Source organism: Acidovorax sp. GW823-FHT02H02, from assembly GCF_058797075.1.
Map to the genome: position 1 here is coordinate 70,731 of NZ_JBXAJH010000014.1, position 23,845 is coordinate 94,575.

Sequence of the window (23,845 nt, forward strand, 5' to 3'; positions counted from 1 at the left end):
AAAGTGAATTGAGAGAGTGATGTCTGGGTCTCTGTTAATCCGTTTACGGCAACCGTGATTTTTAACGTGTTGATAGGGAGATATAGGTGGGGAGTAGAAGATTTTTTGTGATCTGGTTGGCCTTGTTGGTAATGGCAAGTTTTCCCGTGTTGTCGGTTCTGCAGCCACCGCTGGCGGATTACCCAAACCATTTGGCCCGTGTCTATATCTGGATGTCATCTGCTTCGGCGCAGGCTGTTCCACATGTGCAGCCTGTTTGGGCACTTCAACCCAATATGGCGTTCGAGTTGATCGTGGGTCCTTTGTCTCAAATCGTGTCGTTAGAGAATGCAGGGCGCACTTTTGTTGTATTGACCATTGCATCTTTGACGCTTGGTCCTGCCATTCTGGGGCGCGTACTTTGGGGACGGTACACGCTCTGGAGCTTTCTGCCGTTTCTTTTTGTTTATAACCGGCTCTTTTTCTGGGGGTTCCTTGGCTATCTATTTTCCTTGGGCATGGGTTTCGTCCTCAGTTCCTTCTGGTTGAAAAAGGTCGACCAGGGGCAAAGAATCTCTTGGTATGCGATGGCCTGTGCGCTGGCCACGTTGATGCTGGGCTTGCACCTTTACGCGTTTGCGGTTTTCTGCATCGTGATCACCGTGCTCACATTTCGCACGGTTGATAGTTTGCTCTTGCTGTCCAAGCAGTGGATTCTCGAATGCGCCTACCGCCTCAGCCCAGTATTGGTCGCGCTGGGTGTTTTTGCGTTGGGGGCGCCAGTGTTTGAGAGCAACCACTCGGTGGCCTGGGGGCCTTGGATGAGCAAGGTCTCGGCTGTTGTGGGGCTTCTGGTCGGGCCCAATGTCCGTACCGATCTGCTGTTGGCAGTGGTGACTGTGTTAATGCTGGTCGGGGCGTTCTGGCTTCGCCTGTGTCGTCTGTCTGGCGACAGGTACCTGTTGCTGGGCTTGGCGATCTTGCTGTTGCTGCACTTGGTGATGCCCACCCAGTTGTTCTCCAGCTATGGTGCTGATCAACGCCTGCCGATTGCCATCGCCCTGTTTGTCTCCGTGTTGGTTCTTCCGGGCGAGCGCGGCGCCGGGCGATGGCAGCCGTGGGGCTTGGTCGGGCTGCTTCTGTTGGTGGCCGTGCGCGTGCTGCTGGTGCGCCAGGATTGGTTGGGTTATGAGCCCATTCACAAGGAATTGATGCGCTCGTACCAGGAGCTGCCAAGGCAATCGTCTGTCGTGGCGGTGGTGGGCACCAGCAGCCCGCTCGGGCTGCCACGTATTCCACTGACGGAGCACGCTGGGTACGCCGTTATCTCCCGTGGCGTTTTCTGGCCCGGTCTTTTTGCCTACCCCATTCACGGAGCACAGACCATTGCCTTCCAGGACAGGTCACTCGTGTCGCCCAGCATCGCGCAACTGCAGAAAATCCCCCTGGCCGATCTTGATGACGTGGTCGCCGGTCGGCGCGATTACCCCGATTTCGACCTTCGGCACATCTCGCCTTGTTACCGATTCATCGTAGTCATGCGCGAGGACGGCCGGGCCGGGAATCTGCCCACCCACAGTGTCTTGGGCGATCTTCGTTTCCGGGGTGTCTATTCGGCGATCTACGAGAGGTCAACGCACGAGCCTTGTGACTAGACCACCCCGTGGCGGATCGGGGTTTCGGCCTGCGCCAGGTGCGTCGGCCTGAGGTTCGGCCTTGCGCCACTTGGGCGGGGGATGGCAAGAAACAATTCAGCCGCCCAGGCCTTGCGGCCGAGTGCGGCTGAAAGCAGGGGTGGCCATTGCCACCCCCAGGGCTTACGCTTGGTTAACGGGGCACGATCGCGAAGGTCGGATCGGTGGCGAAGTCTTGATCCATCGCCTGAGTCAAGCTGCGCCACTTCGTGTAGGTGGCGGAGGCGTTGGTTACCCCGGCGTTGGCAGCCGATGCCATCATGGCTCGCGCACCGGCCGCGTAACCCCCTGCCCAATTGGGGTATCCGTCGATGGTCGTCACCGAGCTGCACACTTCGCCTGGATAGTTCGCTTGGTAAAGATCGCGCCAAGTGGTGTAGGGCGCGCTCTGCGCGTTGACGATCGTCCAGTAGTAGCCCGCAGCACGTGCGGTGCAGAACCCGTCCGCTTCACTGTTGAAGCGTCCGATGTTGAACTTGCTTGCCCAGTCGAGCACCAGCTTGGCATTCGGCTCGGCGTTTTCTGCCAGTTGGGCGAAAACCATTCCGAAGAAGTCGCTTTGCCATGGCCCAACAAGATGGGGCTCATCGGGCTTGGGCAGCGCGTTCAGCGGATAAAGCGAGGCGGCGCTGGGGTTCAGCGGGTATTGCTTGGCGTACCAATCAAGGTTGATGCCCAAGCGTCCGCTGAAGTAGCTTTTACGTGGGTGGTTATCGGGCAGAGACCGGACCGTTTCGCCCAGGGCGCGCATGGCCCAGGCTTGACCACGAATCTGGTTGTCTTTGGCCAGACCTTGTCCGCCCCCGCGGTAAGTCGGGTTGGGTACGGCGGCGTTCCAGGCCGTCCAAAACATCATCTCGTCCAAGTAGAAGGCGTCGCCCGTGATGAGATAGGGCACATAGGCAAAGGAGGCCTGGTGTGCGATGTCCGGGGTCCAGATAGTCGTGCCGTTGACCACAGTGGGCAGGACCGGAGTCGACCACTCAGGTGTGATAGATACGTTTGGATAGCGGTCGAGGTCAAGCGGGTAGCCTGTGTCTTCGTCGCGGTAGTGCACCGGCACAGACGCGGCCGAGTCTGCGACGGACATCATGGTTTCGCGTGCCCGATCGTCTTGACTGACCAGATAGTTGGCAGTCCATCTGGGGTAGGGGCCGATGTCGCTACGGCTCCCTGTCATTGGGAAGTACTTCTCAAGCAGACCATTGCCCATGGGGCCCAGTGCGGCTTGATCGGTGCGGGCCTGGGTCAGCGTCGCATAGTCCTTGGCCAAGGTGGTTTCGGCAATCTTGACGTTCAAGTCGTAATTCCACACCGCCTTACTCGCCATGAAGTAAGGCATGTTGTGGCGCACCCGTGCCTGCGGCTCGGCCAAGGCGCCCGTCCACAGCACCTTGTGCCAGCGGGCGTGGTGGTAGTGGGTGAACTTGGGCTGGGTGTAGATCGTGCTGCCGTTGCGCTTCACGGCAAACGAATAGGTGATGTTGCCGGGGTTGGCCGTCCAGGTGCGGGTGTTTTCCATCACCACGTCGGTTCGGATCCGCTGGCCGTTGTCCACCAGGCGAGTGTGCAGGCGGGCCGTCAGGTGCGGGTGCTGGGTGCCGCTGGCTTTGTCTTTGAACGGCAGAGCCACGGTGTATTCGCTGGCCACGGCGCCAGCCAGGCGGCGGCCCGTGTTGCTGGCAATCTGGTTCACCAGCTGGGTCTGGGGCTGCGCGATGAGGGTGGCGGTGACGTTGCCGTTGGCATCAAACACCTGGGCTTCGAGTTCCAGGTTCCAGTCAGGGGATGCGGGCACGTTGGGAGTGCTGCTGGTCTTGGCGCCTGGAAAGATATTGATGATGCGTGCTTCGCCCGGCTGGACGTTGCTCAACTGCGCGCTGAGCACGGCAAAACGGGCGGAGCCGTCGCGGTGCGAAGAGATCTCGTCGGCCTGCAGGGGGATGGTAGCGCCGCCCACCTGGGCAACAAGCCCTTGCGTGGTGTGCAGCCAATCGCCCGCCTTGAACGGTTGACCAAAGGTAACTGGCAGGCTGGCCTGCGCCTGTGAACTGGTGGATGCTACCTCGATACAGGTGATTGCACCGGCTGCGCAGCTAAATGGGGCCGTGGCAATCGGGGCTGTAGTGGTAGTGGTACTTGTACTTGTACTTGTACTCGTGTCGGTTGTTGTGGTTTTGTCTTGGCCCGGAGGGGTGGTGCGCTGTCGCTGGAGCTCAATTGCGGTGTCGGTCGCGGGCATTTGCGCAGACTGCATTTCGAGTGCTGCGCTGTCGCCACCGCCACCGCAGGCTGACAAGGTGGCTAATAGAAGCAGGCCTGTAAGTCTGTTGCGACAATTGTTTCTTATTGTGTCTTTCTGGAAAAGTGGAGTGCTCATGTATTTCGGGCCATTCGATGGAGGGGGTTGCTGATATGTGCTGGCAAACGGCTTGCGCCGCTGCCGGGGAGGGCCATGAAACCAGGCCCTCCCTAAGCGCATAGGGGGCGAAATCTGCGCAACAAGCGTTTGCTTGCCGGTATGGACTACGGGCGCAGACCGTGCGGGTCTGCGACCGATAAGGAATTGTCGGAGAGGGGGGGGCGAAAGAGGAAACTGGATGTCACAGCTTGCAGCCAGGTTTGGTGGCGGTGTGGATTGGTCTGTTGGCCGGCTCGGATAGTCCGCAGATTCGCTCCAGTCATGCTTAAAAATTGAGCAAAACCCATAGCGAAAAACCTAGATTGAGTGTGCGATCGCCAGCACTTTTCCGCTGTCTCAGCAAGGTGTTGGCAGCCACGGCGGCGTTGGCAGCAGAGAGGGCATGTTGGCTCGCAGCAGCAGCCCTGCATTGCTCCATGCAACAGAAACATCTTCAAGCATTTTTGCGTGAACCGGAACAAGAAACATGCGCTTTGGGCCTCATTTCAGCGCAATGCCAACGGCACAGGGCTCGGGCGGCGGGTTGCACTGTGCTTGCATCATCTGTTGTTTGCTATCAATTGAGTAGCTGTAAACTCTTTGTTTTAAAGAGCTTCTGGCTATTTCCATACCACTTTGGTAGTGGCGGGTAAAAAGAGTGTGGTGCTGGCAGGGTTATCTGCTACAACGGGCTTCACTTCATGGAGGAGGGGAGTGTGGTCCAGACATCGAACTTGCCCCTGGTCGTGGACCTGGACGGCACCCTGACGCCCACGGACACCTTGCTGGAGTCCTTGGTCCGGCTGCTCAAGCGTTCTCCGTGGAGCGTTTTGCGCTTGCCTTTGTGGCTGATGCGTGGCCGGGCAGGGTTCAAGGAGGCCATTGCGTCCCGCGTCACCCTCGACGCTGAAAACATTCCCTATTGCACACCGCTGCTGGAGTACCTGCGCGCAGAGAAATCCAGGGGGCGGGAAATCGTTCTTGCCACGGCGGCGCACCACACCACCGCACAGGGGGTGGCAAGGCACCTGGGGATTTTCGACAAGGTGCTTTCCACCCACGGTGGCAACAACCTGAAGGGCCGGGCGAAACTCCAGGCGATTCAGGCACAAGTGGGCGAGGCGTTTGTCTATGCCGGCGATTGCAACGCCGATCTGCCGATCTGGCAGCAGGCCCAGGCGGCAATTCTGGTGGGTGTGGCGCACCGCACAGCGGCCCAGGTGCGGCGCGAAGTGCCCATCGAGCGCGAGTACCCGAAGCAGGCCCGCAGCATGGCGGTGTGGCTGCGGGCTCTGCGGGTACACCAGTGGATCAAGAACCTGTTGCTGTTCGTTCCGCTGCTCACCACGTTCGAATTCACCCGCATGGACAAGCTGGCCAGCATGGCGCTGGCCTTTGCGGCGTTTTCCCTCGCCGCATCCGCAACCTATATCGTCAACGACCTGTGGGATCTCGAAAGCGACCGCGCGCATCCCCGCAAACGCCTGCGTCCCTTTGCCAGCGGCGCGCTGCCGATTCTGCAGGGGCTGCTGGTGGCGGGCATCGCGCTGGTGTCGGCGCTTGGCCTGGCCAGTGTCGTGTCGCAAGGATTTCTCGGGATGCTGGTGACGTACCTGGTATTGACCAGCTTCTACAGCTGGGTGATCAAGGAATACGTGTTGATGGACGTGCTCATGCTGTCGCTTCTCTACACCATTCGCATACTGGCAGGCTCGGTGGCGATCAGTGCGATCACCAGTTCCTGGCTGCTGGCCTTTTCGGCATTCATATTTCTGAGCCTGGCCTTGGTCAAGCGCTGTGCGGAACTGGTGTCGCTGAAAGACGCCGGCGCGGGTGCGACCCGTGGACGCGATTACCGGGTAAGCGATCTGGTGGTGCTGTGGCCACTGGGGGTTGGCGCAGCGCTGTGTGCCGTGGTGGTGTTCGGCCTGTTCATCAGCGCGCCCGAGACCCAGGCGCGCTACGCCACCCCGCAAATGCTGTGGTTCGTGGCCATCGGCTTGGTGTACTGGATGGCACGCCTGTGGATCAAGACATCGCGCGGTGAGATGCACGATGACCCGGTTGTCTACGCCCTCAAGAACCGTGGCAGCCGCCTGACGGTGCTGGCCATGATCGCCGCAGCCATGGCAGCGCATTTTTTCACTTGGGAACTTTATCCATGAACACCTTTGCGATTGCCTTGCTGAGCGTCGTGCTGTCGGTGGCTGCGCAGTTCTTGCTGAAGGCCGGCATGTCGGACCCGGGGGTGCGGGATGCGATGGCGCAGCCGCATTCGCTGGTCCATCTGGTCTTGGTGATGGCCAACCAATATGTGCTGGGGGGATTTGTGTTGTATGGCCTGGGGGCCGTCATCTGGCTGGGCGTGCTGTCGAAATGGGATGTCAGCAAGGCCTATCCGCTCGTCGGGCTGGGGTTCGCCCTTACGGTGGTGGTGGGGTTCGCTCTGGGCGAGCAGGTTTCCCCGTTGCGCGCGGGCGGGGTTGCCCTGATTTGTGCAGGGGTTTTTCTGGTGGCACAGTCCTGAAAATCCACCGGCCGCTGGATGGGGCGTCGTCGCTATGATGCCTTTTGGCATGCCAGCGCGGCACAGTTTCTTATTGAGGCGTCATGAAAATCACAGTCATCGGAACAGGGTATGTGGGGCTGGTCAGCGGGGCCTGCCTCGCCGAGGTGGGCAACGATGTGCTGTGCCTGGATCTCGACCAGGAGAAGATCCGGGTGCTGGAGACGGGGGGGATCCCCATTTATGAACCCGGCTTGCAGGACATGGTGCAGCGCAATGTAGCGGCCGGCCGCTTGCACTTCACCACGGATGTGGCGCGCGCCGTGCAGCATGGCACCCTGCAGTTCATTGCGGTAGGTACGCCGCCCGATGAAGATGGCTCGGCCGACATGCAATATGTGCTGGCTGCGGCGCGCAATATTGGCCGCCTCATGACCGACTACAAGGTCGTGGTGAACAAGAGCACGGTGCCTGTGGGCACGGCCGACAAGGTGCATGCCGCCATTGCCGACGAACTGCGCCAGCGTGGCGCGCAGACGCCTTATGCGGTGGTGTCCAACCCCGAGTTTCTCAAGGAAGGCGCGGCGGTCGAGGATTTCATGCGCCCGGACCGCATCATCGTCGGCGCCTCCGACGAGCGGGCCATTTTGCTCATGCGTGCGCTGTACGCGCCGTTTCAGCGCAACCGTGATCGCTTGGTCGTGACGGATGCCCGCAGCGCCGAGCTGACCAAATACGCCGCCAACGCCATGCTGGCCACGCGCATCAGTTTCATGAACGAGCTGGCCAATCTGGCCGAAAAGCTGGGCGCCGACATTGAAATGGTGCGCCAGGGCATGGGCTCAGACCCGCGCATCGGCTATCACTTTCTGTACCCGGGCTGTGGCTACGGCGGTTCGTGTTTTCCCAAGGATGTGAAAGCCCTCATCAAGACCGCTGCGGCCGATGCAGGCCTGAACCTGAAGGTGCTCACGGCGGTGGAAGACGCCAATGCCGCGCAAAAACATGTGCTGGGCCACAAGATCAAGCAGCGGCTGGGTGAAGACCTCTCGGGCCGGCATTTTGCGGTGTGGGGCCTGGCGTTCAAGCCCAACACCGACGACATGCGCGAAGCGCCCAGTCTGGAGCTGCTGGCCGACCTGCTGGCTGCTGGCGCCACCGTCACCGCCTACGATCCGGTGGCAATGTCGGAGGCACAGCGCGTGCTGGGCGACGAGCCGCGCATCCGCTATGCGCAGACACCCAACGAGGCCCTGGAGGGGGCGGACGCGCTGGTCATCGTGACGGAATGGAAAGAGTTCCGCAGCCCTGACTTTGAACTTCTCAAGGCGCGGCTCAAGCAGCCGCTCATCGTGGATGGCCGCAACCTTTACGACCCCGCCTGGGTGCGCAGCCAGGGGTTCGACTACCTGGCCATCGGCCGCTGAACGAACAGGGCAGGGCGACGGCATGCCCGGCGACGTGTTTGAGACCGAGGCCTGGTTTGCCAATTTGCAGGCCCATGGTTTCGAGCGGGCACCCCACCGGCACTGGACATGTCCGCTGCCCGTGTCATCCGGGGCGGGGGTTGCGCACCTGCACCTGATGCAGCAGGCGCCCGGCGAGCCGCTAGCTGCGCTGGGCAACTACTACAGCTGCCTCTATGGCCCGGTGGGTTCGGCGCAAGCGGTTGGCGAGCTTTCTGCCCAGCAGTGGCAGGCGTTTGCAAAGGCATTGCGACAGCTGCCGGGCAGCGCCGTGCTGCGTCTGCAGCCGCTGGATGCCGACAGTGCGTGGCTGGCGGCGCTGCAGTGCGGGCTGCAAGCCGCCGGATACTGGACTGACCGGTTCTTTTGTTTCGGTAACCACTACCAAATCGTGCCGCAGGGCGGGTTTGCTGTGTATTGGCAGCAGCGGCCATCTGCGCTGCGCCACAGTGTGGAGCGGGGCCGGCGCCGGCTCGACCGTGCGGGGGCGTGGCGCATCGACATCCATACCGGTGCATCGACCGACGTGGACCGGGCTTTGGCCGCGTACCAGGCGGTCTATGCCCAAAGCTGGAAGCCGCCGGAGCCTTGTCCCGGCTTCATGCCAGGGCTGGTGCGCACCGCCGCGCACGAAGGCTGGTTGCGGCTGGGCGTGTTGTGGCTGGGCGAGCAGCCCCTGGCAGCGCAGGTCTGGCTGGTGCATGGTGGCAAGGCCAATATCTACAAGCTGGCTTATGTGAAGGGGCAGGACCGCTTGTCGCCCGGCTCGGTCCTGACGGCGGCACTGATGGCGCATGCCATGGACGTGGATGGGGTGCGGGAGGTTGACTATCTCAGCGGTGACGACGCCTACAAGCGCGACTGGATGGCCCAGCGCCGCGAGCGTGTCGGGCTGGTAGCGTTCGATCGGCGCAGATTGCGTGGTTTATTGGCAGGTGGTCGGCATGTCACGGGGGCGTGGATTGGGCGGATGGCCCGGCTGCTGCCGGTTGTGACCAAACAAAAGGACTTACGGGCATCTCGCGAAACGTAAAAGGGAAGGGTTCCGTTCAGCCAAGGTGCTCAAAGCCGTCATCGGTTTTTCCACCGATGAAGCGCTCAAGTGGATGGGCGTACCAGCGCGTCCAGCCAGTCCCGTACCAGGGCCTGCACGGATTGCTGTGACTGGGGGGCAGAGCAGGTGTGATCGGCCAGGGGCAGTGTGTGCCGGATGAGTGCGGCTTTTCGGGACCAGCCGATCCAGCCGCTGCTGGTGTTCGCGTGTTCGACGAATTCCAGTGCCGTGAGGTCACGCTCGCTCAGCAGCAGCAGGATGGACCCAGGAAACGCCTGCCACCCCTGCGCCATGCGCTCTTGAAATGTGATCGTTTGGGGCGATTCCTGCCGCATGGTGCGCAGGTTGCGCCCCAGGCCACGCAGCGCCTGCCAGCCTACGCCGCCGGCGACCAGTTTGCGCCAGAAGGCGGGCTCCAGGAGGCGCTGGCGGTAGTAGTGCTTGACCTGTGCGCGGGCCAGTCCGGCGTCGGAGCGTACCCAGGGGTTGAGCAGCACCAGTCCCGTCACCCGCGGGTCATGCCTGGCCTGCAGGTAGAGCAGGCTGGCCGAGGCTCCGTCGCACAGGCCCCAGAGCACGGCCCTGTCCACCTTCACGGGGTGGCTGCACAAGGCGTCGATGGCTGCGGCGATGTGGGGGGCGGAGTCTTCAAAGGGCACGGGATCGCCTGGACTGTCCCCCATGCCGGGGAAGTCAAAGCGCAACACCGGGTAGCCTGCGGCAGCCAGAAATCGGGCAAGTTGCACGAACTGCCGGTGGCTGCCTGCACGGTATTGCGCGCCGCCCACGACGATCACCACGCCCGTGGTGGACTGCGGTGTGCCCGGTGCGGGCAGGCTGACGATGCCCAGCATGTCTTGCGCGTGGGGGCCGGGGATGACCAGGGGTTGCTCTTGGCAGTTCATGGCGTCTTTCCCTGCGCGCCTGCCCCGTGGAGCGTGTCGAGCGTTGCCTGCAACAGGGCGGGGGCTTCATCGTGGGCCACGGTTTGCCAGAAAAGCGGGCCCGTGAGCGCCAGTGCAGACACCGCCCAGCCTGCGTCGCGCCAAAGGGCGAGATGCTGGACGGAGGCCGGGGTCAGCATGGGCTCTGCCTGGGCTGACAACTCCAGCCAGACCAGCCGACCTGGGGGCTTCTGTGGTGGCTGCAGCCGCGCCGCAGCCAGACCCTGCGCCAGTGTGGGGGTCAGGGTGTAGCCGGCAATGTCCACGGACTGGCCCTTGTCGAGCAGGTGCGCTGGCGGCGGTCCGCTGGCGTTGCCATTGCCCAGCCACTGGCTGGCGGTGTGCAGGCGCAGAAATTGTTGCAGCTGCTGCTGCCCGCGGATGGCCGGCTGCCACAGCAGCAAATGGCAAGGATCGGCCAGCTCGCTCGCAAGCGCCGTGGCCAGCAGGGCGCCGGCGCGCAGGCCCCACAGCCACAGCGGGCCCCTGGCGTGTTCTTGCAGCCAGCGGTGGGCCAGCAGCGCGTCCTGCAGCCAGGCCTGCCAGGTGGCATCGGCAAAGTCGCCTTCGCTGTCGCCACAGCCCAGCAGGTCGATCTGCAGCACGCCGTAGCCGGCTTGCGCCAGCGCCCTCGCCTGCTGAGCGACCACGCGCCGCGTGCCATTGAGCTCTTCGGCAAACGGGTGCAGGTACAGCACGCCTCCCCGCTGGACATCGCCTTGCGGAGGGTGAAACAGGCAAAAGCGCTGCCCGGAGCCGGTCGGCAGGAAAAATGCCTGTGGCAGGGGGACAGGCCCGAGGAGGCTCATGGGTCCTGCCGGGCCAGCCCCTGCTCCACCAGGGCGCTCAGACTGCCCACGGTGGCGAACACCGTGCCACGGAGGTCGTCATCGTTGAAGGTGATGCCGAAGTGGTTTTCCAGACCGGTGAGCAGTGCCAGCACGGCCATGGAGTCGAGCTCGGGCAGGGCGCCCAGCAGCGGGGTGTCGCGCGTGAAACCCGCGGTGCGACCTCGCAGGCTGAGTGCGTTGTCGAGCACGTGAAGGACTTGTTCGGTCAGGTTCATGGCGGGGATGGTGTGTGGCGGGGTTGCGGATGGATTCTAGGCAGGCCGCGGGTTGCGTGCGGCAGGGCACTGCGCAGCATGGCAATGGCTTACCATCCGCCACATGCCCGAAGCGTCGGATTTCCACAGCGGAGTGCCCCCCGTCTTGCTGCACGAGCTGCCGGCCCGGGCAGCTGCATGCTGGCCGGGTCATACGGCCTTGACGGTGGAGGGCTTGCACCTGTCGTATGCCGACCTGCAGTCGCAGATGGAGCGCTGCACGGCGGGCCTGCTGGCCCTGGGGCTGGAGCGCGGGGCCCGCGTGGCGGTGTACCTGGAAAAGCGGGTGGAAACCGTGGTGGCCAGCTTTGCCGCACCTGCCGCAGGCGGTGTGCTGGTGCCCGTGAACCCCTTGCTGAAGGCGGGGCAGGTGGCGCACATTCTGCAAGATGCGCAAGCGCAGGTGCTGGTGATATCCGCTGCGCGCCTGGCGGTTTTGGCCCCGGTGCTGGCCAGCTGTCCCGGACTGCGGCACGTGGTGCTGTGTGATGGGCACCTGCCGGCCGCTCCAGATGCTTTTTCGGCGCACGTTGGGGTGCATGCCTGGTCCGATGTGCTGGCCAGTCAGCCGGTTGCGCCGCCCCGGTTGCTGGACATGGATGTGGCGGTGATTTTTTACACCTCCGGCAGTACCGGCCAGCCCAAGGGGGTGGTGCTGTCGCACCGCAATCTGGTGGCCGGTGCCACCAGCGTGGCCAGCTACCTGCACAACCACGCCGATGACACTTTGCTGGCAGTGCTGCCACTGTCATTCGACGCCGGATTCAGCCAGCTCACCACGGCCTTTCTGGTGGGCGCGCGCGTGGTGCTGCTCAACTACCTGTTGCCGCGCGATGTATTGCAGGCCATGGTGCGCGAGCGGGTCACGGGCCTGACCGCGGTGCCGCCGCTGTACATGCAGCTGGCGGCGCTGGACTGGCCGGCCGGTGCCGCGCAACATCTGCGTTATTGGGCCAACACCGGCGGGCGCATGCCCCGGGCCACGCTGCAGCGCTTGCGCGATCTGGCGCCCGCAGCCTCGCCCTTTCTGATGTATGGACTGACCGAGGCGTTTCGTTCCACCTATCTGCCGCCCGACGAGGTGGACCGGCGACCCGATTCCATCGGGCGGGCGATACCGAACGCCGAGGTGCGCGTGCTGCGCGAAGACGGCAGCGAGTGTGCCGTCAACGAGCCTGGCGAACTGGTGCATCGCGGTCCGCTGGTGGCCCTGGGGTACTGGCGGCAGCCCGAGGCGACCGTGCAGCGCTTCAGGCCCTGGCCTGCGGACCTGCTGCCCGCCGGCGGCGACTGGCGTGCCCCGGAGCGGGCGGTGTACTCGGGCGACACGGTGCGTCGCGATGCCGATGGGTTCCTGTATTTTGTGGGCCGGCGCGACGAGATGATCAAGACATCGGGCTACCGCGTCAGTCCCACCGAGGTGGAAGAGGTGCTGTATTCCAGCGGCCTGGTGGCCGAAGCGCTGGTGCATGCGGTGCCTGACGAGGCGCTGGGCAGCGCCATCTGCGCGGCGCTGCTGGCTTCGCCCAAGGCCAGCGGCAACGCCGACGCAGACAGTGCGGCCCTTCTGGCGCATTGCCGCGCGCATCTGCCCGCATACATGCTGCCCAAAGCACTGGACTGGGTCCGCCAGCCGCTGCCGCGCAGCCCCAATGGCAAGCTGGACCGCCAACGCTGGATACAGGAATATGGATCGATTCGACACCTCCCGCGATGAACTGCAGGTCGGCGGCATGCCGCTGTCCTTGCTGGCCGAGCGGGTCGGCCAGACGCCCTTTTACGCCTACGACCGTGCGCTGATCGCCGCGCGCATCGCAGCCGTGCGGCAGGTGCTGCCGCAGGGCGTGCACCTGCACTACGCCATCAAGGCCAACCCCATGCCGGCCCTGGTGGGCTTCGTGCGCCCGCTGGTCGATGGCATGGACGTGGCTTCGGCTGGCGAACTCAAGCTGGCACTGGATGCCGGCGCGGATGTCCAGTCCATCGGCTTTGCGGGGCCGGGCAAAAGCGATGCCGAGTTGCGCCAGGCCGTGGCCGCAGGGGTGTTGCTGCATGTGGAGTCGGCGCGCGAACTGCGGGTATTGGCCGATGCCGCGCAGGCACTGGGGCGGCCGGCGCGCGTGGCACTGCGCGTCAATCCGGATTTCGAATTGCGCGGTGCCGGCATGCACATGGGTGGCGGCCCCAAGCCCTTCGGGATCGACGCCGAGCAGGTGCCGGCCTTGTTGCGCGGCATGGTGCGGCACGGCGTGGCGTTCGAGGGTTTTCATCTCTATCCGGGCTCGCAGAACCTGCGTGGCAACGTCATTGCAGAGAGCTTGCGCCGCTCGCTCGACCTGGTGCTGCGCCTGGCGCAGGATGCACCCGCACCCGTGCGCCACGTCAACCTCGGAGGTGGCTGGGGCATACCGTATTTCCCGGGTGAGCATGCGCTGGACCTTGCTCCCGTGGCCCATGCCCTGGCACGGGCGCAGGCCGACCTGGGGCGTGCGCTGCCTGCGGCGCGGCTGGTGCTGGAACTGGGGCGTTACCTGGTGGGCGAGGCGGGCATTTATGTGGCGCGCGTGATTGATCGCAAAGTCTCGCGTGGACAGGTGTTCCTGGTGACCGACGGCGGCATGCACCAGCATCTGGCCGCCTCGGGAAATTTTGGCCAGGTGATCCGGCGCAATTACCCGGTGGTGATTGGCAACCGGCTGCAGGCGCCCGAGCGCGAAATCGCCTGTGTCGTGGGGCCGCTGTGCACACCGCTGGATGTACTGGCCGACCGGATGGAGTTGGCCGTGGCGCAGCCCGGCGACCTGGTTGTGGTGTTCCAGTCCGGGGCCTATGGCGCGACGGCCAGCCCGCAGGCCTTTTTGGGGCATCCGCCATGTCCCGAAGTGCTGGTGTAGAAGCAGGCAACTCAACGTCCGCCGCTGTCCGTGCGGGCATGCCGGGCTTGTGCGGCTTATGGTTCGCGACGGCAGCCCTGGGGGTCGCCGGGCAGCACCCCGTGGCGCCCGCTCTGGCCGTGGCGGTGCTGTGCATCGTCGTGGCCTGGGCCGCCTGGCGGCCTGGCGACCTTTGGTTCATGTTGCCAGCGTTTTTGCCGGTGGCCAGTTTCGCGCCCTGGACGGGCTGGTGGCTGGTGGACGAATCCGACCTGCTGATACTTGCTGCCATGGGCGGCGCCTGCCTGCGCTGGAGCCTGGATGCATGGCGCAGACCCGCCGCCGTGATCCACCGCACGCCGCGCAGCATGCGTTGGGTGTACTGGGTGCTGCCACCGGTGCTGCTCCTGGGCGTGTGGCGCGGCTTGGACGATGCGCGTGGCGCCGCGCCGTGGACCGCGTTGCTGGCGGACCTGTGGGCCCAGGGGGTTTACGGGGACTACGACTTGCCGGGCAATACGCTGCGTGTGGCCAAGAGCCTGGTGTGGGGGCTGCTGCTGATGCCCGTGCTGTACCGCGCGGGCGAGGGCGCCCCGTTGCGGCTGGCGCGGGGCATGGTCGCCGGGCTGGCACTGGTCTGCGCCGCGGTGGTGTGGGAGCGCGGCGTTTACGTGGGTGGCCTGGATTTCAGCGACCACTATCGCATTACGGCCTGGTTCTGGGAGATGCATGTCGGCGGCGGCGCCATCGACGTCTATCTGGCGTTGGCATTGCCGTTCGCCTGGTGGGCGGCATGGATTGCACCGCATGGCTGGCGCTGGTGGGCTGCGGCGGCGCTGGTGCTGGTGTCGATCTATGCGGTTCTCATGACGTACTCACGCGGCGTTTATCTGTCTGTGGCGTTGGCATTGATTGCGCTGGCCGTGTTGGCTCACAAATATCACCTTGTCGCGCCGGATGGTTCTGTCTGGCATCGGCGGGCAATGGTGTGCCTGCTGGTGGCCTTGGTGGTGGAAGCGCTGGGTGTTTTGCTGGGCGGCTCATTCATGCCGGGTCGGCTGGCCCGATCCGATCAGGACCTCTACCAGCGGTTTGCCCACTGGCAGCGCGGTGTGGACTTATTGAAGACGCCCGGCCAGTGGGTCCTTGGGCTGGGGCTGGGACGGTTGCCGGCGCATTACAGCACGCAGACCCTGGAGGGCGCCTTGCCAGGCCAGGTGCGCTGGGTGCGTGGTACGAGTGGGCGCACCCAGGTGTGGCTTTCGGGGCCTGCCCGACCGGGTGTCAAGGGCGAACTGGCGCTGGCCCAGCGCGTGGCTTTGGCGCCGGGCGGCGCCTACAGCGTTCGCCTGCACGGGTACGCCGGGGCGTCCGCGTTGCTGAAGGTGCAGCTGTGTGAGCGGCATCTGCTGTACTCCTTCCGGTGTCAGGAGCAAATGCCCCGTGTGCTTGCGTCAGGCGATGACGCGGGCGGCTGGCTGGAAGCGCGTTTGCAAGGCCCCGCTTTTGTGCCGGAGGGTGCCCTTTCTGCCTGGAGAGAAGGTGTGCTCTCGATCACGGTGGTGCAGGCAAAGACGCCTGTGCGCCTGGACGCGGTGGAGCTGATCGATCCACAGGGCCGGCAGATCCTCAAAAATGCAGCTTTTGCACAAGGGCCGCGGCATTGGAGCAGCATCGCCCATGCGAACTTCCTGCCCTGGCATATCGACAACATGCAGCTGGAACTGTTGATCGAGCGTGGATTGCTGGGATGGGTGGTGCTGGCCGCATGGGCGGTTGGGGCGCTGGTGCTGGCCGCTCAAGGTGCTGCCCGGCAAAACGCTTTGGCCCTTGTGGTGGGAGTTTCAATTGCTACCACCCTACTGATTGGAGCGGTAATTAGCACCATTGAAATTCCACGTGTATCCATTATGCTGTGGCTGTTGCTTATCGTATCTCCCCTCGTCCGCAACCCATCACTGAACCACCGTGTATTGAATCCGACGGGAGGTGGTGGTTGACTTGGATTCATTGGGTTGTCAAGCAACTTTTGACATGTCGATAACTGGAATGCAGCGCAAACGTTTTGTTGCATGAATTGCCGAGCGAGGGCGATTTACTGGCATGTATTTTGGCATCCGGCGATCGGACTTGGCGGGGCGTGGCAATGATCAAGATTTTCAGCCATTATTTTCACCGACGCACCATGTTGCAGGTCATGCTGTATTCGGTGCTGATCGTTGGCACGTTGATTGTCTCGTTGACGATGCAGGCAGGAATGGGCATGTTCAATGTTGTGGCGATCGCCTCGGGAGTCGTACGAGGGGGGTTGATGGCCGTCGGTATTCTCACGGTGAATTTCGCCCTTGGCCTGTATGAGCGCCCCAGCAAACTGACCGTGGGTCAGGTCCGGGCGCGGGCTGTACTTTCCTTTCTGTTCTCGATGGCGATTGCCAGCGGGATCTTGTTTCTCTTGCCGCTGCAGTCCCCTTACCAGAATGAACAGGCACTGGTGGCACTGCTGTTGATCGTCAGCGGGCTGCTGATCATTCGATTATTCGGTGGCGAAATATTGCCTGTGTCGTACACGCGCCAGCGTGTCCTGGTGTTTGGTACGGGACCACGTGCGTGCATCGTGGGTCAATCGTTACAGGCCAATGATCCAGGGATCGAATTGGTCGGTTATTTTTCCGGACCCCAGGAAAAAGAACACAGCGTTTCCGAGCGCAACATTCTTTCCTCGGGGCAAACACTGACCGATGTGGTGAAAAATCACCGTGTGGATGAAATTGTGGTGGCCCTGAATGAGCGCCGCGGCGGGAGCATGCCGATGCGTGAATTGCTCGATTGCAAGCTCAATGGTATTCAGGTCATCGACATTGCCACCCATTTCGAGCAGTTTCTGGGGCAGATCCACCTGGATGCGGTGTCTGCCGGATGGCTGATCTTTGGCGACGGGTTCAAGCAGGGATGGGTGCGCTCGATCGTCAAATGGCTGTTTGACATGGTGGGGGCGATAGTGTTGTTGTTAATTTCCGCACCCGTGATGCTGGTCACGGCGCTCTTGATTTATCTCGAAAGTGGTGGGCCTGTTCTCTATCGCCAGGAGCGCGTCGGACTCAACGGCCGGATTTTCAATGTGATCAAGTTTCGCAGCATGCGCAATGATGCGGAAAAAGACGGCACCCCCCACTGGGCCAGTGCCAAAGATGCGCGGATCACGCGCATTGGAAAAATCATTCGAAAGTTGCGCATCGATGAACTCCCCCAGCTGTTTTGCGTGCTCAAGGGTGACATGAGCCTGGTGGGGCCCCGGCCTGAGCGCCCCTATTTTGTGGACCGCCTCACGCTCGAAATTCCTTACTACGCATTGCGGCATGGCATCAAACCAGGATTAACCGGATGGGCCCAGGTGCGCTATCACTATGGGGCATCCATCCAGGATACGCAGCACAAGTTGCAATACGACCTTTACTACGTCAAAAACCACTCCTGGTTTCTTGATCTGGTCATTCTTTTCGAAACGGTGGGTGTGGTTCTGACGGGCAAAGGTGCGCAGTAAAAATCGGCCCACCTCGCATCGCCATGAACAACAGTGAAACTGCCCTGGCTTACTGGGGCTTGACTTTGTCGGCAGGGGCCTACGCCTTGCTGGCACTGCGCTTGCTCCGCCAGGAATATCTGCGTGTGCCGGTCAATCGCATTGGTGTGGCAATGCTGGCGGCTGCACTGCTGACGGTGATCTGGAGTGGCTTCAGCTTGCTGGCGCTGACAGTGGGCGCTGCGTGGTGGCTGGCGGCGCAGTCGGCCGACTTGCTGCGCTATCTCTGCTGGGGTGTCTTTCTGGCCCTTTTTTTCAAGCCTGATGCGGGTGTGGTGCATGGCCCGTGGTATCGGTGGTTGCCTGGGTTTGCGTCGGCGGGCTTGCTGGGTGTGCCCGCGTTGATTGTGATCATGAGTGTCCTGGCCGGGGTGGTGGGGCAGCTGTTTCTCATGGTGTTCCTGGCGCTTGGCGGACTGGTTCTGGTGGAGCAATTGTTCCGCAATCTTCCTGACGATTCGCTGTGGAGCGCCAAACCGGTTTGCCTGGGACTGGCGGGCACCTTCCTGTTTGACCTGTACCTGTTTTCCCAAGGTGTGCTTTTTCAGGGGGTGGACCCTGATGCCTTTGCTGCCAGGCCGTTCGTGCACGCGCTGATGGTGCCGTTTCTGCTGCTGGCCACTACGCGGCACCGCAACTGGATCGCCAAGATACGCGTCTCGCGCAAGGTGGTATTTCACTCCGCGACGCTGGCGCTGGTGGGGCTGTACCTGCTCTTTATGGCGGGTGTTGGTTACTACGTGCGCTATTTTGGTGGTGAATGGGGCGGCGCCTTGCAATTGGGGTTGGTTTTTGTGGGCCTGGTGCTGGCGTTGGCGTTGGCGCTTTCGGGCTCTTTGCGCGCCAAGTTGCGCGTCTTTCTGGGCAAGCATTTTTTTCGCTACCGCTTTGACTACCGCGACGAATGGCTGAAGTTCACCGCCACGCTGTCAAGCCAGGCGCACCCCCAGGAGGCGGGCCAGAACGTGGTGCGGGGCCTTGCCGATATGTTGGAGAGTCCCGCGGGCGCGTTGTGGCTGCTGCGCCCGGAAGACGACCAGTACCGGCAGGTGGCCCGGTGGAATCTGGCCTCCACGACCCAGACCCTGGACAAGAATGCAGAACTCCCTGCCTTCATGCGCGCCACCGGGTGGGTGGTCAATCTGGAGGAGCTCCGCGCTTCGCCCGAGCGTTACCGCGATTTGCGTTTGCCCGAGTGGCTGGCCGAGTACCCGCAGGCCTGGCTGTTGGTCCCGCTGTGGCAAGGCCCGGATTTGCTGGGCTTTGTGTTGCTGGCCAGTCCGCGTACGCGGGTGGACGTCAATTGGGAAGTCACCGATCTTTTGAAAACTGCCGGACGCCAGGCTGCGAGCTTTCTTGCGCAAATACAGGCCACCGAGGCGCTGCTGGAGTCGCGCAAATTTGAAGCGTTCAATCGCATGTCGGCCTTTGTGGTGCACGATCTGAAAAATATCGTTGCCCAGCTGTCGCTCATGGTCAAGAACGCGAAGCGACTGCAGCACAACCCGGAGTTCCAGGCCGACATGTTGATGACGGTCGAGAACTCACTGGATCGCATGCGCCAGCTGATGCTGCAATTGCGCGGAGACGCCGCGCCCGGCGATACGACCGTGGGCGTGGACCTGTGCAAGATCGCTGAGCGGTTGGCGGCCAATGCCTTGCGCCACGGGCGCACCGTGCAACTGGAGGTCGCGCCCCAGATCTTTACCCGTGGACAGGCTGACCGGTTGGAGCGCATCATCGGACACCTGGTGCACAACGCATTCGACGCTACGGATGCCGATGACCGGGTATGGGTGAAAGTGGATCGTTTCGGTAGCCATGCCCGTGTCGAAGTGGGAGACGAGGGCCAGGGAATGACCGAGGAGTTTGTCCAGACGCGTCTGTTCAAGCCGTTTCAGACCACCAAGGAGGCGGGCATGGGGATTGGAACTTACGAAAGTTTCCAGTACGTGCAGGAGCTCGGCGGCAAGGTTTCCGTGGACAGCAAGGTAGGCCAGGGAACCGTGGTGCGTCTGCTGCTTCCCTTGTTTGAGATCGGTCGTGATTTCGGTTTACATCCACAGGAGGGGGCATGAGCCCGGACAAGTTGCAGCCTCTGCTGATTGTTGAGGATGACCTGGCGCTGCAAAAGCAGATCAAATGGTCGCTGGATGGTTTTGAATCCGTCACCGCCCATGATCGCGAAAGCGCCATGGCGCAATTGCGCCGGCACGCGCCAGCTGTCGTGACCATGGACCTGGGTCTTCCCCCCGATGCCGACTCGGTCACCGAGGGGTTCAAGCTGCTGGAGCAGATTCTTGGCGCGGATCCCGACATCAAGGTGATCGTGCTGACCGGGCAAAATGACCAGTCCAACGCGCTCAAGGCCGTTGCCATGGGGGCCTACGATTTCCTGGCCAAACCGTTTGAGCCTGAAGTCCTCCATCTGGGCGTGGAACGTGCCTTCAGGCTGCACCAATTGCAAGCCGAGAACAAGCGGCTGCAGGCGATGCAGACACCCGATGCGCTGGCGGGCCTGTTGACCCGCGACCCGCAGATGCTGCGCGTTTGCCGCACCATCGAGAAAGTCGCCAACACCAATGCCTCTGTCATGCTGCTGGGCGAAAGCGGCACGGGCAAGGAGGTGCTGGCGCGCGGCCTGCACCAGCAGTCCCACCGCAGGAATGGCAAGTTCGTGGCCATCAACTGCGCAGCCATTCCTGAAAACCTGCTCGAAAGCGAACTCTTCGGCTACGAAAAAGGGGCTTTCACAGGCGCTGCCAAGACCACGCCGGGCAAGATCGAGACAGCGCACGCAGGCACGCTCATGCTCGATGAAATCGGGGACATGCCCATGGCCTTGCAAGCCAAGCTGCTGCGGTTCCTGCAAGAGCGTGTCGTCGAGCGTGTGGGGGGGCGCCAGGAAATTGCCGTCGATGTGCGCATTGTGTGTGCAACCCATCAGAACCTTGCGCAATGCGTCAAAGAGGGGCGGTTTCGAGAAGACCTCTATTACCGCCTGGCGGAAATCGTGGTGGAGATACCGCCCCTGCGCGCGCGGGTGGGCGATGCTGCATTGCTGGCACACGCCTTCGTGCGCCGGTTTGGTCAGGAGCACCGTCGCAACCTGACGCTGGCCGATGATGCGCTGCGTGCGATCGAGGCGCACCCCTGGCCGGGCAACATCCGCGAGCTCGAAAATTGCATCAAGCGGGCCACCATCATGGCCGATGGCCATCAGATCACTGCCGAAGATGTCGGGCTGGCCGGCGCCGATGGCGCAGAGGGGGATCGATCACTGGACCTGCGCGTGACGCGCGAGGCGGCCGAGCAGCGGGCGGTGATTGCAGCGCTTGCCCGGGCGGACGGAACGGTGGCCAAGGCGGCCGACCTGCTCGGTGTCAGCCGTCCCACGCTGTACGACCTGATGCACCGGCTGGGCCTCAAGCCCTGAACCATTTTTATGGAGAACGTCCATGAAGGCTCCCCTTTTGCGTTCCATGGTTCCTGTCGCCACGCTTGCTGCGGCCTTGCTGGTCTCGGCTTGCGGTAGCGGCAATCCGGATGCGCTCATGGCGTCGGCGCAGGGCTACCTGGCGCGCAATGATGCGCCAGCGGCCATCATCCAGCTCAAGAATGTGCTGAAGGACCATCCTGACTCCGCCAAGGCACGCCTCCTGCTGGGCCAGGCCTTGCAGCTTTCGGGTGATATTGCGGGCGCTGAAACCGAGTTCAGGAAGGCACAGGATCTGGGGGCATCCCCGGACGAAGTGGTGCCGCAGCTGGCCGAAGCCCTGTGGCTGGGCGGACAGGACCGCAAGATCACGACCGACTATGCCGGCCTGCAGCTGGCCAGTGCCCCAGCGCAGGCAAGTCTCAAGACCACCGTGGCCATTGCCTGGCTGCGCCAGGGCGAGGAAGACAAGTTCCGCGCAAGCATCGATGAGGCGCTCAAGGCCAAGGCCGACCATGCGCCTGCGCTCATCGAGCTGGCCCGTGCCAGTGCCCAGCGCGGCGATGTGGATGCTGCGCTGCAGGGGCTGGACAAGATTCCCCGGCAGTCTGCTGCCGCCGGCGAGGCGCTCAAGCTGCGTGGTGATTTGCTGCTTTATGGCAAGCGCGACATGGATGCGGCGATGGCTGCGTACCGGGATGCGCTTCAGGTCCATCCCTCCTACAAGGAGGGACAGGCCGCGGTTGTTCAGCTGCTGTTGCTGCAAGGCAAGACAGAGGCCGCCGCTGGCGCCTTGAAGAGGCTGGCACAGGCGGCGCCCGGAAAGCCGCAGACCTTGTATTTGCAAGCCATGCTGGCCTACGCAAAAAATGATTTCAAGGCAGCACAGGAACACGCGCAGAAGCTGATGCGCCTCACTCCCGACAATTTTCGGGCGCTTGAGCTGGCCGGCATGGCGGAGCTGCGCCTGGGTGCCTACGTTCAGGCCGAGGCCCTGCTGGCCAAGGCCCTGCAGCTGGAGGCCGGGCTGCCCATGGCCCGGCGCGGCCTGGTGACGGCCTATGTGCGACTGGGCCGGCTGGACAAGGCATTGTCGGCACTGCCGGCCGATATCGATCGCAACGACCGCGACCCCGGCATGGTGGCCCTGGCGGGGCAGGTATATATGCTCCACGGCGAGGTCGATCGCGCGCAGCGCTACTTCGCCCGGGCGTCCAGTCTGGATCCGAAAGACCCGGTCAAACGCACATCCCTGGCTGTCAGCCGCCTGGCATCGGGGCAGGGCGATGCCGCGCTGGGGGAATTGCAGAGCATTGCGGCATCTGACGATGGTGTGGTGGCAGACATGGCCCTGATCAATGCCCTGCTGCAGGAGCGCAAGGTGGAGCAGGCCCTCAAGGCCATTGATGCGCTGGAAAAAAAACGTCCAGCGGACGTGTTGCCCGTCTTCCTGCGTGGCCGCGCCTTGTTGCTCCAACATGACACCGCCGGTGCACGCAAGGCCATGGAGCGGGTTCTCGAGATCGATCCCAATTATTTTCCTGCGGTGGGCGTGCTGGCAGTGCTCGACAACGCCGACAAGCGGCCAGACGATGCGCGCGCACGCCTGGAGGCCGCGATCAAGCGGCAGCCGGGCAATGTGCAAGCACATCTGGCGCTGGTGGAGCTGCGTGCGGCCAATGGCGCGGACAAGTCGGAGCTGGCGAATCTTTTGCGCAAGGTGATTGATGCGGCGCCCAGCAGCCCCATTCCGCGCCTGCTTCTGGCGGAGCACCACCTGCGCAACAGCGAGCCGAAAGATGCGCTGACGGTGGCGCAGCAAGCGGTGGCCGCACTGCCTGACAATGTGCAACTGCTCGATGTCCTGGGGCGCGCGCAGTCGGCCAACGGCGAACACAACCAGGCGCAGGCCAGCTTCAACCGCATGGCCACGCTGCAGCCGCAGTCGTCCCTGCCCTACCTGCGCATGGCCCGTGCCAACCTGGTGGCGGGCGACCGTGCCGCGGCCAGCCAGAACCTGCGCAAGGCGCTGGAGATTGAACCCAATTCGCTGGAGGCACAGCAAGGACAGGTCCGTTTGGCGATGGCGGTGCAAAAGCCCGGCGATGCCTTGGCCATCAGCCGCACGGTGCAAAAGCAAAGACCCAAGGAGGCGGTAGGCTACGTGCTCGAAGGTGAGATCCACGCAGCCGGCAAGGCCTGGGACAAGGCCGCAGAGGCCTTGCGCGCGGGGCTCAAGCAGGTGGCCAGCCCGGATTTGGCGATGCGGCTGCATAACGTGCTGCTGTCGGCCGGAAAGAAACCCGAAGCCGACCGATGGGCGGCCGAGTGGCTGCGCACCCAGCCCAAGGATGCTGCCTTCCCCTTCTACCTGGGGACCCGGGCTCTCACCCTCAATGAGTTGCCAGAGAGCCTGCGCCAGTTCGAGCGCGTGGTGGCGCTTCAGCCCAACAACGCCGCCGCCTTGAACAATCTGGCCTGGATCAAGGGCCAGCTCGGCCAAGACGGTGCCCTGACCGATGTCGAACGTGCCAATGCCCTGGCACCCAATCAACCCGCGTTCATGGATACCTGGGCCATGCTGCTGTCTGCCGCCAACCAGCATGAGCGCGCCGTGGAATTGCAGAAGAAGGTGGTTCAGCTGCAGCCGCAAGTATTGGCGTTCAAGTTGAACCTGGCCAAAATACAGATCAAGGCGGGCAACAAGGATGCTGCCCGTGCCTTGCTCGACGAGCTCAGTGCGGCAGGAGACAAGTTTTCTGCCCAGGCCGAGGTGGACCGCCTCAAGAAAACATTGTGAATCGCCG

General features: G+C 63.0%; 16 protein-coding genes. 12 read left to right on the forward strand and 4 right to left on the reverse strand.

What is annotated here, in order from left to right; genetic code table 11:
* Positions 1-107: 107 nt before the first annotated feature.
* A complete protein-coding gene (locus tag AC1RDS_RS15290; RefSeq protein ID WP_139285345.1) occupies positions 108-1,634 on the forward strand; it encodes a hypothetical protein in 1,527 nt (508 codons plus the stop codon).
* A 172-nt stretch (positions 1,635-1,806) separates the two neighbouring features.
* On the opposite strand, the gene AC1RDS_RS15295 is transcribed toward AC1RDS_RS15290, so the two are convergent.
* Positions 1,807-3,915: a hypothetical protein gene (locus AC1RDS_RS15295; RefSeq protein ID WP_492227129.1), complete on the reverse strand. Its 2,109-nt coding sequence runs from the start codon at positions 3,913-3,915 to the stop codon at positions 1,807-1,809.
* A gap of 875 nt (positions 3,916-4,790) precedes the next feature.
* Between AC1RDS_RS15295 and AC1RDS_RS15300 the strand changes: the two genes are divergently transcribed.
* The 4 genes from AC1RDS_RS15300 to AC1RDS_RS15315 all read left to right on the forward strand — a co-directional run bounded on the left by AC1RDS_RS15300 (position 4,791) and on the right by AC1RDS_RS15315 (position 9,079).
* Positions 4,791-6,239, forward strand: a complete 1,449-nt coding sequence (locus tag AC1RDS_RS15300; protein ID WP_092698053.1) for a UbiA family prenyltransferase — start codon at positions 4,791-4,793, stop codon at positions 6,237-6,239.
* Positions 6,236-6,601, forward strand: a complete 366-nt coding sequence (locus AC1RDS_RS15305; RefSeq protein ID WP_092698042.1) for a DMT family transporter — start codon at positions 6,236-6,238, stop codon at positions 6,599-6,601. The genes AC1RDS_RS15300 and AC1RDS_RS15305 overlap by 4 nt, the downstream gene beginning before the upstream one ends.
* Positions 6,602-6,684: 83 nt before the next feature.
* Complete coding sequence (locus tag AC1RDS_RS15310; RefSeq protein ID WP_092698041.1) at positions 6,685-8,007, forward strand: UDP-glucose dehydrogenase family protein; 1,323 nt, start codon at positions 6,685-6,687, stop codon at positions 8,005-8,007.
* Between the two features lie 22 nt (positions 8,008-8,029).
* Positions 8,030-9,079, forward strand: a complete 1,050-nt coding sequence (locus tag AC1RDS_RS15315) for a GNAT family N-acetyltransferase (protein ID WP_244273656.1) — start codon at positions 8,030-8,032, stop codon at positions 9,077-9,079.
* A gap of 65 nt (positions 9,080-9,144) precedes the next feature.
* Here the strand turns inward: AC1RDS_RS15315 and AC1RDS_RS15320 are convergent, their stop codons facing one another.
* Genes AC1RDS_RS15320 through AC1RDS_RS15330 form a run of 3 tightly spaced genes read right to left on the reverse strand, consistent with a single transcriptional unit; the run spans position 9,145 to position 11,110 of the window.
* Positions 9,145-10,005 (reverse strand): hydrolase 1, exosortase A system-associated, encoded by an 861-nt coding sequence (locus AC1RDS_RS15320; protein WP_092698040.1) that lies wholly within the window; start codon positions 10,003-10,005, stop codon positions 9,145-9,147.
* Positions 10,002-10,853 (reverse strand): hydrolase 2, exosortase A system-associated, encoded by an 852-nt coding sequence (locus AC1RDS_RS15325; RefSeq protein ID WP_092698039.1) that lies wholly within the window; start codon positions 10,851-10,853, stop codon positions 10,002-10,004. Before AC1RDS_RS15325 ends, AC1RDS_RS15320 begins: the two co-directional genes overlap by 4 nt.
* Positions 10,850-11,110, reverse strand: a complete 261-nt coding sequence (locus AC1RDS_RS15330; protein WP_348683049.1) for an acyl carrier protein — start codon at positions 11,108-11,110, stop codon at positions 10,850-10,852. Before AC1RDS_RS15330 ends, AC1RDS_RS15325 begins: the two co-directional genes overlap by 4 nt.
* Positions 11,111-11,213: 103 nt before the next feature.
* Here AC1RDS_RS15330 and AC1RDS_RS15335 point away from each other — a divergent pair, with 103 nt between their 5' ends.
* The 7 genes from AC1RDS_RS15335 to prsT all read left to right on the forward strand — a co-directional run bounded on the left by AC1RDS_RS15335 (position 11,214) and on the right by prsT (position 23,838).
* Positions 11,214-12,866 (forward strand): acyl-CoA ligase (AMP-forming), exosortase A system-associated, encoded by a 1,653-nt coding sequence (locus AC1RDS_RS15335; RefSeq protein ID WP_348683047.1) that lies wholly within the window; start codon positions 11,214-11,216, stop codon positions 12,864-12,866.
* Positions 12,838-14,043, forward strand: coding sequence for a pyridoxal-dependent decarboxylase, exosortase A system-associated (locus AC1RDS_RS15340; protein ID WP_348683044.1), 1,206 nt, complete (start codon positions 12,838-12,840; stop codon positions 14,041-14,043). The genes AC1RDS_RS15335 and AC1RDS_RS15340 overlap by 29 nt, the downstream gene beginning before the upstream one ends.
* Positions 14,044-14,390: 347 nt before the next feature.
* A complete protein-coding gene (locus AC1RDS_RS15345; RefSeq protein ID WP_492227154.1) occupies positions 14,391-16,022 on the forward strand; it encodes an O-antigen ligase family protein in 1,632 nt (543 codons plus the stop codon).
* A 146-nt stretch (positions 16,023-16,168) separates the two neighbouring features.
* Positions 16,169-17,563: a TIGR03013 family XrtA/PEP-CTERM system glycosyltransferase gene (locus AC1RDS_RS15350; RefSeq protein ID WP_492227130.1), complete on the forward strand. Its 1,395-nt coding sequence runs from the start codon at positions 16,169-16,171 to the stop codon at positions 17,561-17,563.
* A 23-nt stretch (positions 17,564-17,586) separates the two neighbouring features.
* The gene (gene prsK / locus AC1RDS_RS15355) at positions 17,587-19,680 is read left to right on the forward strand and encodes an XrtA/PEP-CTERM system histidine kinase PrsK (RefSeq protein ID WP_092698034.1); all 2,094 of its coding nucleotides are present in this window, start codon (positions 17,587-17,589) and stop codon (positions 19,678-19,680) included.
* Positions 19,677-21,038: a PEP-CTERM-box response regulator transcription factor gene (gene prsR / locus AC1RDS_RS15360; protein ID WP_026435358.1), complete on the forward strand. Its 1,362-nt coding sequence runs from the start codon at positions 19,677-19,679 to the stop codon at positions 21,036-21,038. Before prsK ends, prsR begins: the two co-directional genes overlap by 4 nt.
* A 22-nt stretch (positions 21,039-21,060) precedes the next feature.
* Entirely contained in the window at positions 21,061-23,838 is a 2,778-nt protein-coding gene (gene prsT / locus AC1RDS_RS15365; protein WP_092698033.1) for an XrtA/PEP-CTERM system TPR-repeat protein PrsT, read from the forward strand.
* Positions 23,839-23,845 lie beyond the last annotated feature (7 nt).

Coding starts and splice junctions, on each gene's coding strand:
- AC1RDS_RS15295 (WP_492227129.1), bottom strand. CDS start 3,915: ATGCCCGCGACCGACACCGCAATTGAGCTCCAGCGACAGCGCACCACC.
- AC1RDS_RS15305 (WP_092698042.1), top strand. CDS start 6,236: ATGAACACCTTTGCGATTGCCTTGCTGAGCGTCGTGCTGTCGGTGGCT.
- AC1RDS_RS15310 (WP_092698041.1), top strand. CDS start 6,685: ATGAAAATCACAGTCATCGGAACAGGGTATGTGGGGCTGGTCAGCGGG.
- AC1RDS_RS15315 (WP_244273656.1), top strand. CDS start 8,030: ATGCCCGGCGACGTGTTTGAGACCGAGGCCTGGTTTGCCAATTTGCAG.
- AC1RDS_RS15320 (WP_092698040.1), bottom strand. CDS start 10,005: ATGAACTGCCAAGAGCAACCCCTGGTCATCCCCGGCCCCCACGCGCAA.
- AC1RDS_RS15325 (WP_092698039.1), bottom strand. CDS start 10,853: ATGAGCCTCCTCGGGCCTGTCCCCCTGCCACAGGCATTTTTCCTGCCG.
- AC1RDS_RS15330 (WP_348683049.1), bottom strand. CDS start 11,110: ATGAACCTGACCGAACAAGTCCTTCACGTGCTCGACAACGCACTCAGC.
- AC1RDS_RS15335 (WP_348683047.1), top strand. CDS start 11,214: ATGCCCGAAGCGTCGGATTTCCACAGCGGAGTGCCCCCCGTCTTGCTG.
- AC1RDS_RS15340 (WP_348683044.1), top strand. CDS start 12,838: ATGGATCGATTCGACACCTCCCGCGATGAACTGCAGGTCGGCGGCATG.
- AC1RDS_RS15345 (WP_492227154.1), top strand. CDS start 14,391: ATGCGTTGGGTGTACTGGGTGCTGCCACCGGTGCTGCTCCTGGGCGTG.
- AC1RDS_RS15350 (WP_492227130.1), top strand. CDS start 16,169: ATGATCAAGATTTTCAGCCATTATTTTCACCGACGCACCATGTTGCAG.
- prsK (WP_092698034.1), top strand. CDS start 17,587: ATGAACAACAGTGAAACTGCCCTGGCTTACTGGGGCTTGACTTTGTCG.
- prsR (WP_026435358.1), top strand. CDS start 19,677: ATGAGCCCGGACAAGTTGCAGCCTCTGCTGATTGTTGAGGATGACCTG.
- prsT (WP_092698033.1), top strand. CDS start 21,061: ATGAAGGCTCCCCTTTTGCGTTCCATGGTTCCTGTCGCCACGCTTGCT.